At 38.4% G+C, this 16002-nt stretch carries 13 protein-coding genes; 1 reads left to right on the top strand and 12 read right to left on the bottom strand.

Annotated elements, in window-relative coordinates:
* Nucleotides 1-832 precede the first annotated feature (832 nt).
* Nucleotides 833-1555: a response regulator transcription factor gene (locus A3775_RS12425; RefSeq protein ID WP_066377229.1), complete on the top strand. Its 723-nt coding sequence runs from the start codon at nt 833-835 to the stop codon at nt 1553-1555.
* A 360-nt stretch (nt 1556-1915) separates the two neighbouring features.
* Here A3775_RS12425 and A3775_RS12430 read toward each other — a convergent pair whose 3' ends face one another.
* From A3775_RS12430 to A3775_RS12485, 12 genes are all read right to left on the bottom strand, one after another.
* On the bottom strand, nt 1916-3256 hold the full coding sequence (locus A3775_RS12430) for a TldD/PmbA family protein (RefSeq protein WP_066377228.1): 1341 nt from the start codon (nt 3254-3256) through the stop codon (nt 1916-1918).
* Nucleotides 3257-3406: 150 nt separating this feature from the next.
* Nucleotides 3407-4879 carry a TldD/PmbA family protein gene (locus tag A3775_RS12435; protein ID WP_066377227.1) on the bottom strand — a complete coding sequence of 491 codons (1473 nt, stop codon included), beginning with the start codon at nt 4877-4879 and terminating at the stop codon, nt 3407-3409.
* Between the two features lie 305 nt (nt 4880-5184).
* Nucleotides 5185-5676, bottom strand: a complete 492-nt coding sequence (locus tag A3775_RS12440) for a YdcF family protein (protein ID WP_231867006.1) — start codon at nt 5674-5676, stop codon at nt 5185-5187.
* Nucleotides 5677-5810: 134 nt separating this feature from the next.
* Nucleotides 5811-6578, bottom strand: coding sequence for a glycosyltransferase family 2 protein (locus A3775_RS12445; protein WP_066377221.1), 768 nt, complete (start codon nt 6576-6578; stop codon nt 5811-5813).
* Between the two features lie 27 nt (nt 6579-6605).
* Complete coding sequence (locus A3775_RS12450; RefSeq protein WP_066377219.1) at nt 6606-7253, bottom strand: bifunctional 2-polyprenyl-6-hydroxyphenol methylase/3-demethylubiquinol 3-O-methyltransferase UbiG; 648 nt, start codon at nt 7251-7253, stop codon at nt 6606-6608.
* Between the two features lie 74 nt (nt 7254-7327).
* A complete protein-coding gene (locus A3775_RS12455) occupies nt 7328-8533 on the bottom strand; it encodes a glycosyltransferase (RefSeq protein ID WP_066377217.1) in 1206 nt (401 codons plus the stop codon).
* A 58-nt stretch (nt 8534-8591) separates the two neighbouring features.
* A complete protein-coding gene (locus tag A3775_RS12460; protein ID WP_066425176.1) occupies nt 8592-9956 on the bottom strand; it encodes an O-antigen ligase in 1365 nt (454 codons plus the stop codon).
* A 10-nt stretch (nt 9957-9966) separates the two neighbouring features.
* On the bottom strand, nt 9967-11079 hold the full coding sequence (locus tag A3775_RS12465; protein ID WP_231867000.1) for a glycosyltransferase family 4 protein: 1113 nt from the start codon (nt 11077-11079) through the stop codon (nt 9967-9969).
* Nucleotides 11080-11125: 46 nt separating this feature from the next.
* Nucleotides 11126-12064, bottom strand: coding sequence for a hypothetical protein (locus A3775_RS12470; RefSeq protein ID WP_066425179.1), 939 nt, complete (start codon nt 12062-12064; stop codon nt 11126-11128).
* Between the two features lie 194 nt (nt 12065-12258).
* Nucleotides 12259-13386 (bottom strand): glycosyltransferase family 1 protein, encoded by a 1128-nt coding sequence (locus A3775_RS12475; RefSeq protein ID WP_066425180.1) that lies wholly within the window; start codon nt 13384-13386, stop codon nt 12259-12261.
* A 180-nt stretch (nt 13387-13566) separates the two neighbouring features.
* Complete coding sequence (locus A3775_RS12480; RefSeq protein WP_066425182.1) at nt 13567-14868, bottom strand: glycosyltransferase family 4 protein; 1302 nt, start codon at nt 14866-14868, stop codon at nt 13567-13569.
* 231 nt (nt 14869-15099) lie between these two features.
* Complete coding sequence (locus tag A3775_RS12485) at nt 15100-15858, bottom strand: FkbM family methyltransferase (protein ID WP_066425184.1); 759 nt, start codon at nt 15856-15858, stop codon at nt 15100-15102.
* Nucleotides 15859-16002: the final 144 nt, after the last annotated feature.

The following is a 16002-nucleotide window of genomic DNA, read 5'->3' on the forward strand; positions in this document are numbered from 1 at the left end:
TTAATTTTTGTTGTTGTCATTTTTTGTGATGAAAATTATGATTTTGCTTAATTGCCAATTGCTCATCAGCTATTATCTAGAATTTAGTTAATGAGTTGTTAGCAAGTTTTAATTGACTAGAAAGTAAAATAAAATACATTTATCAACCTTCATCACCATTGTAAAAGAATGAGTTAACACCCGTCCTCACCCATTGGTGAGAGTTGCAGACAAACATTATGTACAGTCAGCTTGAGCCGTGTTACTTAAGTGAACCCTGATGATGAGTGAAGTGAAAGGTACGGTTAGCCTGTAAAATCAGTGTTTAAAGCATCCTACTTGTTGTAGTTTCTACATTTTGTTGCCAATGTCCAGAGTCATACCTGTGTTGTCTTGGTAATCGCCAGATGGGAGAGTGGAGAAAATCACCAATACTGGCTGACGATAGCCTAAACACACATCTTGCACCTGTTCGGTGATGATAATTTTTGGAGCATGGGCATGGCTTACAACTTACTGAAAGCCTGAGTTTTACGTTGTTGGCTGTGCATCGCCTGACGCTGATTGGGAATGGTGCAAGATATCACCTCAAGCAATAAGTTAGGATCAACACAGGCAGTAGTTTAGTGATAATATCATATATTTTTTTCCCCAAGAGTAATGTATCCTCAGTCTGATTTTAGTCTCTATCTCGTTTGAAAACAGAGAGGATTTATTATTTCTATCGGTGGATGCAGTGCTGTAGAAATATCATCTATCTTTGGATTGGGAAAATTATAGAACTAAGTTACAAGCAACTTAAAGAAATCTCAATTCGCTTGCAAGTTGCCAACAGAGAAGAGCGGGTGTAGCAATGAATGAAATCAGCATTATTTTAATTGAAGACCACGACCTCACAAGAATGGGGCTAAAAGCCGCATTACAGTCGCAGGGTGGATTAAGAGTCATCGGTGAAGCAGCCAATGCGACTCAAGGACTAAAACTTTTAGAAACGGCAAAGCCAGATGTAGCGGTGGTAGATATTGGCTTACCGGACATGGATGGGATTGAACTCACCCGCAAGTTTAGACGCTATCAATCCGAGAGTGGACAAACAAATACGAAAATTTTGATCCTGACAATGGATCATACCGAGGATGCGGTCTTGGCAGCCTTTGCCGCCGGGGCAGACTCTTATTACATGAAAGAGACCAGTATTAGCAAGTTAACAGATGCCATCCAAGCCACTTACGGCGGTAACTCATGGATTGATCCAGCGATCGCTAATGTGGTATTAAGTAAGATGCGGCAAGGTATACCCGGCGAAGCCCAACCATCAGATAAACCCAAAACCGTCAAAATCGAAGCTCTACCCACAGAATATGAACAAGTTTTAGAAACCTACCCCCTGACTCAACGGGAATTAGAAATTCTGGAATTAATTGTAGCTGGTTGCAGTAACGGACAAATTGCCGAAAAACTGTATATTACCGTGGGTACAGTTAAAACCCATGTTCGCAACATTCTCAATAAACTCTGCGCCGATGACCGTACCCAAGCAGCTGTGCGTGCATTGCGTTCTGGTTTAGTAGGATAAACTACTCATAGCTGCCTTGTCTGTGACACGTTGCGCGAACGGTTGAGAGTGGGGACTTCCTAGTAACAATACAATTAATATTCGCCCAAAAACCTCATGTAGAGACGCGATTTATCGCGTCTGACAACACCAATTATCTCCAAAAATCACCCTTAACTTCACCGTATTGGTTGATGTAGACGGTTTATTCTATCTACTTGAAAAAGGTTTCGGCCTTACCAAGCTAGAAATATTTGACTATATTTTTATTAACTATTTTGTATAATACACCGAGAAATTCAACTAAATTTCCCGATGTATTGAGTGAGTATTTAAACTGATGTGGTTGCCAGTAAAATTCAAATCACCACTGTTTAAATTTTACTCTCCAGTTATCGATAATCCATCAACCCAAATCCTAGGAGCCACACCAGCAGGGGTTAACTCTACTTCCTTCTCAACATAAATAATCGACTGCAAAAGTTCCAAGAAATCGCCAGCAACAGTTGCCGACTCAATACTAATTCTTTCACCTTTGTTAATCAACCAACCATCAAACGGCAAAGAAAACGAACCTTGCAAAGATTTCACCCCAGCATGAAGCGCGTGTAAATCATCAATTAAAATCACATTTTCCGCAGTCGCTAAACTCAACTCCTGCTCAGAGTCTCCGGCGGCAAACAGATGATAAAAATTAGGACTAACGCTAACCTTTGCACCAATACTAGCATTACCTGTTGGTTGAGCATTTAACCTTTTAGCAGTTCCCGCACTGTGCAGAAAACTGGTTAAAACGCCATTTTCGATTAACTTCACCTGACGAGTAGGCGTACCTTCACCATCAAAAGTTTCTGCGCCTACATTAGCAGGGTGTAAAGCATCATCATACAGCGAAAGTAGAGGCGAAGCAATTTGTTTACCCAAATCATCGGGAGTAGATAAACTTTGTTTATCCAGAATATTTTGGGCATTAAACAAATTAGAAAACGCACCCAAAAGACTTAAAAAAGCCTCCGGTGAAAAAACAACTTGATATTTACCAGTCTTAATTTTTTCGTAATGCAAATGACTGATTGTTTTTTCGGCTGTTTCTTGGATGCAACCATCAATATCTAAACTTTCTAATCTCCGGTTGATTCTATAAGCACCTGCACTACGGGGTTTCTTACCTTCTTCTTCTGTTTTGCTATAGAGATAAATCGAAGATACAGAAAGAGAATCTTTTCTCAAAGCACCATCGCTGTTGAGATAAAACCGATCAATATCTCTTTGCGCCAAACCATTATAAGGAACTCCTTTAATAGCTGGGTGAGTCGCTAGTAATTCTTTTTCAGCACCTAATAATCTTTCAATCAGTTCCGATACAGGTGCTTGCGGTGCTTTGTCATCAAGTGCATTTGCTAGTGGAACTGTAGCTTCTGGACTAAAATCTGGAACGTGTTCTTTCACACCAAAAAAACTAGCTTCGTAAGCAGTTTTCAAAGCTAATTCTAATCCTTGATGATCTACATCAGTGGTACTTGTAATACCGATAGTATTATCCTCATTCCAAACACGAACAGTCACACCAGAACGGTTTGAGGCTTTAACTTGTTTTGGCTCACCTTGGTCAACTTGCACACTCGTTTCATCAACGATAGAGCCATAAATGTCAAATTTTTTGATGCCAAGTTTCTCAGCATTATCTTGAGCGTAAGTAGCGATTTCTTGAATATTGGGCATAACAAAAAAATTCAAAATTCCAATTAATAGTTTGTAGTGTACCCCTCCGGGGAAGCAAGCTACGCGTAGCGTCCGCACTAGAGGACTTTAGTCCACATAATTATGAGGACTGAAGTCCTCACTACGAACAAATGAAAAATCTCTAATTCTTTAGCGGCCACCGACGGTGATAGAATCAACCTTGATGTGGGGTTGTCCGACGGTGGTGTAAATACTGCCACTAATTGAGCCGCAAAAACCAGGCGCAAGATCCAAATCTTGGGAACACATAGAAATTTTATTCATAATTTCCTTGGCTTCACCGATCAGGGTAGCACCTTTGAGTGGCTTGGTAATTTTGCCATTTTCAATTAAATAGGCTTCATCCACACTAAAGTTAAATTGACCCGTAGCACCAACACTACCGCCGCCCATTTTTTTGCAGTAAATACCTTTATCTATAGAGGCGAATAAATCGTCAATTTTGTAATCACCAGGAGCGATGTAGGTATTACGCATACGGCTAGCAGCAGCGAAGGTATAATTTTGACGGCGACCACTGCCTGTTCTGGGGTGTCCAGTACGCCAAGAACCAGTTCTATCGGCGAGGAAGTTCTTGAGAACACCTTTTTCAATCAAGAGAGTTCTTTGAGCAGGCATACCTTCGTCATCCATGTCGATTGTACCAAAGGCATAATCTGCCCGTCCTTCATCCCAAGCTGTGAGGCTTTCGTGGGCAATTTTTTCGCCTTTTTTATCGGCAAAGGGTGAGGTGTTGCGTTCAATTTGGGTGGTTTCTAGCAAATGTCCGCAAGCTTCATGGAAAATCACACCACCAAAGTGATTCGCCATGATGATGGGGTAAGTACCTGATTCTACGTAATCAGCGTAGAGCATTTTTCCCGCAGATTCGGCAATTTTCTCTGAGGCTTGCTGATAATCCCAAGTTCTCAGAAAATTAGCATCGCTAGTATTGCCAGCGCGTTCACCAATAGAGGCGCGATTTGCACCGTCAGCACACAGCAGGTTAAAACCCACCGACTGAGTGAGGCGAATATCACGGGCAAAAGTGCCATCACTGGCTGCAACTAAAACTTCTTGCCAATCGCGGAAATAGCTAGCGCGACGGGATTGGACATGGCTAGCCTTGCGATTTAAGTAGGCAGTAGCATCAAGGAGAATTTCACCCATTTCGCGGATAGAACTGCACAGAGGTAGCCAGCCATCTTTACCGCGTTTGGTGGCGTAGTCTCTGAGTAATTCTAGGTTAATTTCTGGAATAAAAGCGTTGGGGGCTGGGAGTTGTAAGCCCAGAATCGAAAGTCCTTTTTCTAAGGCTGCTTTTAAACCAGAAAATGATAAGTCATTGGTGCTAACGTAGCAGTCGGCTTTGCCGCGAAATACTCTGACTCCCGCACCTGTGGAGAGACTAGGTGAAATGCTGGTAATTGTGTCTTCTTCTGCCAGACTACTAATATAGTTGCGACGTTCTAGAAAAAATTCTATAAAGTCCGCACCAGCAGCCCGTCCTAAACCCAGAAGGGTAGCCAGGGGGGCTTCCCAGGTGTCATCGAATCGTTCTGGTGTGGATGAATATTGCAGGGTGGGGAGTTGATTTGAAAGAAGTAGGGTATTTGTAAGCATGAATAGCCTCGTCTGCTGGCGTGATCAGAGATGTGACTGAAAAATCCTGGTTTCATCAGTCTAACAAATCAGTGAAAGACGCAGTTGGCAGATAGGCAGTAACGCCTTCCCCTCGGATGAATTCGGGGGTTTTTAGCAGTCCTGAGAAATAGCAGTTGAATTCCTGTTCAGGTTTCGCAACACTATCCCCCGAACATGTCGAGCGAGGGCATGGTTACGATTTAACAGAGGATGTACTCATCTAAAACCCGGATATGAGTTAGCGATCGCATCGCCATTACCAAAAAATTGCATCCAGGGTATAATTAATTGGGTATATTAACTCCTGTCCAACCAGTGAAAACCCAGAGGATAGAGCGAATAATATCACGAAGAACGCGGTCAATGGAGTCTTGGGGGCGGTTCGAGGCTACTGAGATGGGAGTAAAAGCGATACCTTGACTACCTAGGATGATGAAAGCGATCGCTTGAGACCTCCGCATGTGAAAATCTGATGTCACTAGGTAAAGGTGTTGAATGTTCCTTTGTTGAAGCTGTGGTACTATGGTTGAGAAGTTGGTGACAGTATCTACAGCACGATAGTCAATATTTACTCTGCTGTCTGGGATACCGGCATCTCGAAAAGCTTGGATTGTTTTGCGTGCATCTGCGGGAGAAGACACCCAAATTTGCAGAGATGGGTAGAATCGGGCTACTTCAGCCGCCGTTTTGCTTCTAGCTATATCACCACCTAAAATCAAAAAGGCTTGGGGTTGTGGTGTTTGGTGATAAGCGATCGCTAACCGCACTGGAATAATCAGTAAAATAGCTAGGATGAAACTTATTAGTCCTAAGCGGCAATACTTTTGAATTTTACTAAAGTTGTTGCTGCTAATAACTCACCCTCCATAAAACCACACCGTTTCTTGGATTCTGGCTGTTGAATTCTTCCTCAAGAGTTGAGTTTCTCAGTTTCTATCAGACGAATACTCAACAATACTTCTGCTAGAAAACGCTGAAAGGCGTAGTACCAACCATGCCAGCCGTCCAGAATTCCACCTTTGAGAACCAGGCAATAAAATAAGATAATGAAAGGGGCAATTACTTTTTGTTTACGGATGCGATCGCCTTTGCTAAGTTCGTTGTTTGGAGTTTCTAGTAGTTTCTTGACTTCCAGTACCATATAACGATCCTGCGCCCATAACCAACGACTTAAAGGTTTGCGATCATCATGGTGAATATAGCCGGAAAGCATTCCTGAATCACCTTCTACCCAAACTCGGTGAGCGTGTCCATCATCTTTGTAAATTGCTTTATCCCTTCTGTAGAGTACCTTCCGGGGTGGCAACAGAGTAGCACGCAAAGGTTTGCCAAAGACGCAATATTTAAATCTGGCCGTGTAGCTATTGATGCTAGTTTCTGCTTTTAATACTTTCAGTTCATCAATTAACTCATTTGTGAGTACATAATCTGCATCTAAGGAAAGTACCCATTCAGTTAAAATTTTTGTCAGCCCATAGTTACACTGTAATGCAAAAGAATCAAATTCTCTTTGAAATATTTCTACTTGAGGATAGGAGTAGAGAATACTTAAAGTTTCGTCTGTGCTATAACTATCTATAACAACAATTCTATTAGCCCAAGTTAGCTGCTCAAGTGTGCGTTTAATATTTGATGTTTCGTTATAACTCAGAATGAGAGGAGTAATATTTAATAGCATACATACAAGTTAATTACCAACAATAAATCAAATTTTTGCTAAAGTGCTAGCACAAAGCATAGACTTCCAAAGATAGGGTAATCTACCACTAAACTTAAATATAGTGTTATCAAAGCCTTCTTCTTGAAGTAGGTTAGTCAGAGTTGCCACAGAAAAGAATTTAATATGCCCACCATCCCATAATGCTGTATAATGAGAATCCATTTTCCCCAGAAGAGCAAGAGCCAAATTTTTCCAGTAGCCATTATAGGGTGTTGTAATAATTAGACGACCTTCTGGCTTCAAATATCTTTTAGCAGCCCTAAGTAGTTCTCTAGGGTAAAATAGATGCTCGATTACCTCCACAGCAATAACTATATCAAATGACTGGTTTAGATCGTTTTCAGGTAAGTTATAGATACTTGCTTGAATGAAACGGCAATCAGGAAAGTTTTGACTGGCTAAAAATATTCCAGATGCCGAATCATCAACCCCAACTACTTCATATCCATGTTGAGCAATTTTATGGCTAAGGCTACCGCTACCACAACCTAAATCTAGGACTCTCAATTTTTGGTTTTGTTTAACAGGTTCCTGCCCCATTAAATCCAACAGTGGAGATAACAAATAAGTATGATGATGTTCAGTATTACTATCTTTGTAAGAATATTCGTATTGATTTGTATTGGCTTGCATGGAATTTGTAAAATTTTTACTATTGATTTTTTACAAAAATATTAAAATTTAATCAGACAAAATTAACAATAATTTTATTTATAAGTAGATAATTTTTGCCGAGAGCAATCTGGCTTGATAATTTGTCTATATTCTTTAATTAATTTATCACAGATATGATTCCAAGTATAGTTATCCGCAATTAATTTTTGGGCATTCGCGCCCATCTGTTTAGCAACGTGATCATTGCTTAAATAATCTTCTAAAGCATTAGCGATCGCTAATACGTCCATGTCTGGAACATAGCCTAGTTGGTTTTCCTTGACAACGGAAGCTAGAGCCACGCCAGGAGTCACAAGGACGGGAATACCTACAGCTAATGATTCTAAAACTGAAACCGCAAAGTTTTCAGAGTGAGAGGTGAGAACAAATAAGTCTGAGCCTTGCATTAATATATCCTTAGTCTCGCCTTCAACAAAACCCACAATTCGGGTGCGATCGCGCAATCCATGAGAGACAAGCAAAGATTCTATTTCAGCTTCGTAGTCTGGAGTACCACTACCTGCAAGGATGAAAGTAAAGCGGTGATGAGCCAGTTTAGCGAGAGCAGGAATTAGATAATCTAATCCTTTTTTATAATGCAGTCGAGATAAAAATAAAATTACAGGTTCGTTTACTGGAATATTAAATTGTTGACGTAGGCGATAACGAGCATCAGGAATTTGATGTGGTAAAGATATTCCTAGGGGTAACACAAAATTAGGAGCTTGAAATCCCAACTGTGAAACTTCTTGCTTTTCCTTGTGGGAAGTGAAGTGGATTATCTGACTAGCGTTGAGGTTGGCTCTCTCTATAAGTTTGAGATAGGTTTGCTTTTTGCTTGTGCTTTGTTGTAAAGACCATTCACATAGTAAACCATGCGTTGTAACTATATAGGCAATATTCTGGATACGAGCGATCAACATGGCGATCGTTGATGGATAGGAGAATAAAGCATGAACGTGTACCAGTTCATAATTAGCCATATTGCGCCAAAGCCATTGGGTAAACTGACCGGAAAAGGCGTATTCTCTAACTGGTTTGAAATTAGGCGAAAAACGCTGAAAAAACCAAATCGGAACTTGCTTGTACTCAATGCGCTGTTGTAAAGGGACATCAAGTAAGTAATCACCATCATCATTAGTAGTAGCAATCTCGGCATCGACATTGCGATTTCGTAGTGACTTAACTATATCTAAAACAGCCTGGCTAGTGCCGCCACGGACTTTTGTTACAGATGCAATAATATGCAGAACTTTCATTAAATTAATCAGAATAAAAATATGTAAAAATAATCAGTGATAAAAATAAGTTTTATTTTTAGGTTTTTGTAAAATCATGATTTTTTATGGTCGGCGATGAACTGTAGTCTTTTTGATGTTTATAATCAGCATCAATTAAATACTTTCCTAATGACAGATACAAAATCAAAGCCATTACAGGGAAAGACATATTTCCTAATAAAAGAGCTTCGGAAAAGCTACCTGATATAAGGCAGGCTAAACCTGCAATAACAGTGCTAGTATGCAGGAAATAATTAGGATTTTTCTTACTTATTTTTGTAAGTCTAAACATCATCTGCAAACAGCCAAAGCCCATCATTAATAAAGGTATCAATCCTATTATTCCTGTAGTTGCTCCGGCAGCTAACCAAGTATTTTCTGCAAAATTCACGCGTTCCCCATTTAAAGGAGCACCAAATATAGGATAGTTAATAAAGCTATTCCACATAGCATTCCAAACACCTTCACGAGTGTTTCCTCCTTCCAGTAATCTGTAGCTGATTTGTGCGTTGCTATTTATAACTTCTGTGGGATTGATGAATAAAAATATAATAGCTAATAAGACAATAGCGAAAAAACCTAGGCGCAACAAAGTACCACTTCTATTGCGATAGAAAAACAAAATCGAAGTGATTGCCATAAGTGTGCCAGTACGGGAGCCTGTGAGGAATAAAAAGTAAGTAATAATCAGTAACATAGCTATCCAAAAAGCTTTTACCCAATCCCATTTTTTATTGCGTCCAATGAGGAAGATAAAACAGGGAACTGTACTAGCTAAAAAAGCAGCTGCATGTTGTGGATTACCAGTAGTTCCTAGGAATCTTCCTTGTGTAAATGTCATGGGATACATATTAAAGATACCTTGATAAGTACAGGCTAGTCCAAAAATTACGCCACTCATTGCTAGTGACCAAACACCTAGGTGGAAATTAGATTCATCCTGTAACCAACGAGAAGGCCCCAATTTGAACATAAGCACTACTGCACCAAAGGTCATGGCTGCTAGTAAAGCAAAGAGCATATCACCGTAAAATAAGACCTTAAGAAAAATCGCAGCCTGAAACATCACCAGGTAATTGATTGGTTGTGGAATAACCACCCGCCGCCATCCATTTTTTGTTTCCATTCCTAGTAGCAAGACCAAAGCTAGAATGACTATAGTTAGGGGACGACCTAGCTCACGTAATTGTTGTAAGGGAAAAACTAAAGCTGGTGGTTCCTTGACCCACTCATCCTGAAACTTTGCCAGGGAAGCGGCATAACAGCAAAATGAGAATAACAACCAAGCTAAACGACGAGAAGTTTTAGCTTTTTCCAAGAGCATCATACCTAGGGCAATGCCCAGGAAACCATAGGGGCTAAAAATTAGATTAAGAAGTTTATTAATAAAATCTGAAGCCATGCTTGATCATTTAAGTTAAATGTTTATTAACCAGCTTACTGGGATTTTGCTTGGCTTTGTTTGCTGGGTGTACATCATGTATCAGTTCGTGCCAACGGCTTGCCCAGATATTGGCTGCGTAGGGAGCTGCTAACTGTTGCGATCGCCTGCCCCATGTGGATAAGTCTGTATATTGTTGATGTAGAGTTAGCATAGCTTTAGCTAAGGCTTTGGCATCTGCTGGTGGGATAATTAAGCCATTGTACCAAGGACGAATGACCTCAACGGCTGAACCACAGGCATCAGTACAGATAACGGGTAAACCAGCCGCCGCCGCTTCTACTAATGCTAGTGGCCAAGGGTCAAATCGACTAGGTAAGATAAACGCCCCAGCAGACTGCCAAACCTGTTGCATTTCTGTCGGCTGTAAAAATCCTCGATTATCAATTCCTGGTTGTCCCTGGATTTGTGATTCGAGTGGTCCTTGACCACAACATACCAAAGTCCAAGGATGGGAGACTTGTGATCTGTAAATTTGGTAAGCCTTCACAAGTACATCAACTGCCTTAATCGAAACGTAGCGACCTACAAATAAAAATGAACGCGGCCATTCAGACTGGAGGCGCTTTTCCAACAGTGGAGACCAAGCATCATAATCAATACCATAAACACCACGAGCAATATTTGCTGGTTGAATTCCCAAGCGTGAGGCATATTGCCAACTGCGTTCCCCAGCAACGACAACACTATTCATGCGTTGCAAATAGGAGCATAAAAACCAGGAAGCTAGGTGCTGTTTCCATGTACCCCGCCAAGGGGTATCCATCGTCATAATTAAGGCTGTTCCACGGAATTCTGAGGCAAAGGCCAACTGACGATACTGTTTGTGTAACCAGCCGCACAGCACGAGGACATCAGGAGATGCTGCCAACACCAAAGTTTTAATTAAATTAGCATCCTGTCTTTCTTGAAGATTCAAAAGGCGGCAGGGAATACCCTGCATTAGTTGATCAGAAAATGACGTTTCAGTACGAGCTTGAAAGGCGATGACGAATATCTCTATATCAGATAAAGATTGTAATTCTCGCCAGCAAGCTGCCATGTAACCGGAGATGTCAGCCCAGCAAAAAACTACTCTCAGCACTTAATTTAATCTCAATTTTTTGAACTTAAAGCAATCTAAACATATTTTAACCTTTTATAAACATTCTAATTCCCAATAATAATTTGTCTTTCATATTAGCATTCTCAACTTTTTTCCACCTTAATTCTCTGACATCATCATAGAATGATTTTTTATAAATAGGTTCAATCCAAGGCTTTCCCGGTCCAGCAAAATGAACCACTGAAGCATCACCAATCATTGATTCAATGGTGGCAATATCAGAAACTTTTTTGTTTAAGGTGAAGTATTTTGTCTTATTAAATTTAATTTCTTCTGGAGTTCTTTTTTTAAAGCCACTGATTACACAAGCATCGCTACCTTCAAAAATTCCTTTATTCTCAATTTTCGCTGCTAATAATGCCCAGCAAGTTTGTTCTAGCCACCAGATATGATTGCTCTTTAAAAGATACTTAGTAGATATATAATTGATATAATCAAGGTCTACTATACCAGGATCGAAGTAAATAAATCCGGAATTAAGCCCAGTTACAATTGGGTATATAATTGGTATCTGCCAGCTTCCACTATATCCAGGAATATCATCTATGCAAAATAAAAAAGAAGGGACTTCTGTAGGCAAGATAAATCGTCTTCTAAAAATAACATCTGAATCACAATAAAGAATTCGGTTACTGGGAAAAAATAGAGAAGTATCTATCAATTTTTTGAAAAGATTTGATTGTTGACGAAGTTTTGAAATTCCAGGATATTTGCCAAGAGTGGAATTAACTACTTCATTTACATCTTTATCTGGAAGAACTATTAAGCCCATATCAGCCAATTTGGCTTTACTATCCAATGTAAGCGATCCGTCACTTAAAATATAAACTGGCTGATTGATTTGTGCCAATTTCCATGTTTCTGCACAAAGAGTAAACCATGTTTGACGAAAGAAGTATTCTCCCAAAAGACTGACCATTATAGGTATATTAGAAGGACTTTCTTGCTCGTTTAAGTTTTGCATTTTATGATGAATTTTTCCTCTTATATCATTTCCAACGTTCTATATCTTTTAGGTGAATGAATGCAGGAATACCAGAATCGCCTATGTAAGCTCAACGAATCTCCTTAACCCCTACATTTTATAGTTCTAATGAGAGTGATTTATCATCCCAAATTCGCAAATCTTCAGTCCCACTCACCCATTATTTGATATTTTTAAGAGTATTTATGCAATACCTCAACTAATCTATCAACACAGTTATTCCAAGTAAACTTTTTAGCATGGTTACGTCCAAGTTGGATATAGCTATCACGTAGTTGTGTATCTTTTTCCAAATTAATTAGAATATCTGCAATCACGGCAGCATTTTCTAATTCCACAACAATTGCTGCTGAACCTCCGACATCAGGAAGAGCACCTCGATTAGCAACTACAGCAGGTACACCGGATGCCATTGCCTCTACCATTGGAATTCCAAATCCTTCATATAAAGATAAAAATAGTAAAGATGATGCCATTCGTAATAATTTAGGCAATTCATCATCAGGTATTATACCTTGCAAAATTACATTATCTAATGTATTTGCTGCCTCTATCAGGCTTGGTTCACTAGAACCAACAACTAAGATTTTTAACGAACTTTTACGAATTTTTAGCTCTTTGGCTACTTCTAGTACATAATATCCTCCCTTTTTATATTTCAAACCGCCAATTAATATTACATAAGGTAATGGAATAGGTGCTTGCAAGTCTTTAATATCAACATCAGCAATTTCAAAAAAACTGTTATCCACGCCATTCCCAACAGTTGTTATTTTTTCAGGGTTTATTCCTAGTAAATCAATTATTCGTTGCTTGCTATAGTTTGAAACTGTACAAATATGGTCGACTCGATTAAATACTTTAGAAATCCATACCTGTGTTTTCCATTTTTGCCATGTATGACCTAAACTATTAGACCAGGGTAAGTTTGGCTCTAATGTATGCATATCATGCATGGTAATTATCATTGGAATCTCTCTGTTCACAGGAACATATTCTGCTACAGGAGAATACAAACAATCGGTTGTGCCAATAAATTTATCCATTTTGGGAAGGCTACAAAACTTCCATAACCGCTCAGTCATTAGCCTTTTATAAGGATAAGTACACAGGTCAAATTCATGTAATGGTGTACGAGGATCAAGTTTTCCATTGGCATCAAAGTATTGATTAGAAACTAATAATGAAATTTCAATATCTTGGTGCTGAGACAGATGAAGTAATATATTATTAATATGTCTTCCTACACCTGTACAAGGTAGATATGTGCGTTCAGGCTGTAAATAAGCAGTAATATGCATTGTGTACTCAGAAAATATATAAATGTGATGAGATTATTTTGCTAATTTATAGAAACAACAAATTAATTTATTAAACATTTAAAACCATAGCTGATTCAAATTAATATTTGAATACAAAAATTTTTGAATAACATTTCAAAATTGTTGTCCTGATTAACTTATATTTATGTTCATATTTATCTATCTTAATTTTTTAAGCCAGGACGCATACATAGCTATCTCAAACAAAGCAGGAAAATTACGTAGTAGTGGTATGTATTTCTTAATAATTCGTAAACCTTCCACTAGGAATTTAGCGTTATAAAAATAATTTTGTTTCATCGGTTGTGGCTGTGGCGGTTTATCGTTATAGATATCAATGAGTAATTCTAACCATTGCTTGACAATAAATTGATAATCAAAATTTTCTCTAACAAAATTAATTCCATTTTCCCCAAACTGTTTAGCCACTTGAGGATTATTCAATAAATACAAAATATTTTTTGTTAGATCTTTGTCGCTTTTTCCTAGCAATCCGGTTTTTTGGTGTACTACAGTATCAAGCAACCCTAATTTAGCAACAGAAACAACTGGAGTACCACAAGCTTGAATCTCCAGAGCACTTGCTGGACATACTTCCGTAGCACCCGTGGGATTCACAACTCCTACATCGGCATTTTGCAAAATTTCAATCTTCTCCATACCTAATAAACCTGCAAAATGCACAGACTCAATTAATTTACCATTCTCATCGGATAAAAATGGACGTATGTAATTAGCTTCATAACTTTCTTCGGCTATCCCCCATTTTCCTAATTTCTGATTTCGATCATATAGTTTACCACTCCCAATAACAATCAGCTTTGCTTCTGGTTTTTCTTTGATGATATCAGACCAAACTCTAGCAAGAACATGAAATCCCTTTGAAAAAACAAGGCTTCCAATAAATACTACTGTATTTCCTTGTTTTAATATTTCATGTTTAGGAACAAAGTGTTCAATATTAAATGGGTCAAAAATCCGAATGGATTTATTAAAAAGCTTATGGTCTCGTAAAATATCTAGTTGCTCTTGACCAGTACAAACATGACCTTTAATTTTTGAACAATCTGTTATTTGATTTAAAGCATGAATGTTAAAATAATTAGTAGAGCGTGCTATGGCTTTTATGTTCAGTTGGCCTAGTTTTTGATATAATTCCTCTGTCCATAGGACTGTTCTAAAGACAAATATATCACATCCTTGGCGTTCACTTTTTTCTGCTGCATCAACTATATTGTCTGCATGATAAACATTCAATGATGGTGGTAACAAATCGATAATATTTGCTATTACTAACACCTCAATTTTTTCTGAATAAAGTTTATTTAAATAATAAGCTGTAGCAAGTTCAGTAAATTCACTTCCACCAATACCAGGATTCCCTTGTTCTGGAAATCTTAGATCTACATTAGGATAGTGTTTATTGTAGACGTAAAATCCTACTTTTATTTTTTTGATCATTATTGTAAACTTAAGTGATAAGTCTGTTTAAGTGTCCCACAATCAAATCTAGTTGTGACAGTTTTTATCATCAAAAAAGTATTCTTTCAACTTTATACAGGATTTTTTAAAGAATGGACTAAGCAGCTAAAATGAAACAGTTGCACCCAATCATTTTTGTATGACCAAGATTTCCTTCTCCGTTGCTATACAAAGATATAAAAATCGCATCTACAAACTCACGATGGGATACTAATCCCATCTGTTAGAATTTCTTAGTAAACCACCTTCTTTGACAAAGCAAATATCTACTTGACCTAAAGCACCATCATAACTTCTCCGTAAAAAACCAGGAAAATCGTACACAAAATAATCTTTATCTGCCATAAAAGAAATCACTTCATGAAAGATAGGCATATCTTTCAGAAATTTAAATAATGAAACTTCTAAAATGAATACCTCCGTTTGACCAAATAACTGTGAACCTCCGGATAAAGCTTCTAGCTCAAAACCCTGAATATCCAGCTTAACTAGTTGAGGTATAGGAATTGCTCCATCTTCAATTAAACTATCAATAGTAGTAATTTTTATAGACCGTTGTTTGCCACTATTTTCTGATTCTTCTGAGAGGAAAGAAGAAATATCAAGATTATCCCCCCAGATGTTAATTTTTAATTCTTCCGGTTTTGCACCAACACCAACCATAAACCAACGAGACCCAGGAAAGTCATTACAAAAACTCTCTAAATATGGCTTCATTTCAACTAGTGGTTCAATCAAAAAACAATTTGCTTTTGGAAAGACACTTTTAGCTATCCGACTCCAATGTGCATGATTTGCACCAACATCAAGAATAGACTGTGGTACAAATCCCCTTGCTCTTAAATCTTGTAGTGATGATTCTAAATTTCCAATGCTACGTTTGGGTGAAGCAGGCGGAAATTCTTTATCTCTATATCGGTGTACTTCTAGGCCTAAACGCCGGAAAATTTTCTTTAATACTTGCTTCATTTTGTCTTGACTTTAGGGTAAGTTCGGAAATTTTGTAATGTTGGAAAAATATTGCGTAGCATAATTTATATATATTTACATACAATACTAACGAGAGCTATGAATGAAGCATACACACTATTAATGTAGCCCAAGAACAATGTG

This window comes from Anabaena sp. 4-3, from assembly GCF_001597745.1.
Taxonomy (GTDB): domain Bacteria; phylum Cyanobacteriota; class Cyanobacteriia; order Cyanobacteriales; family Nostocaceae; genus Trichormus.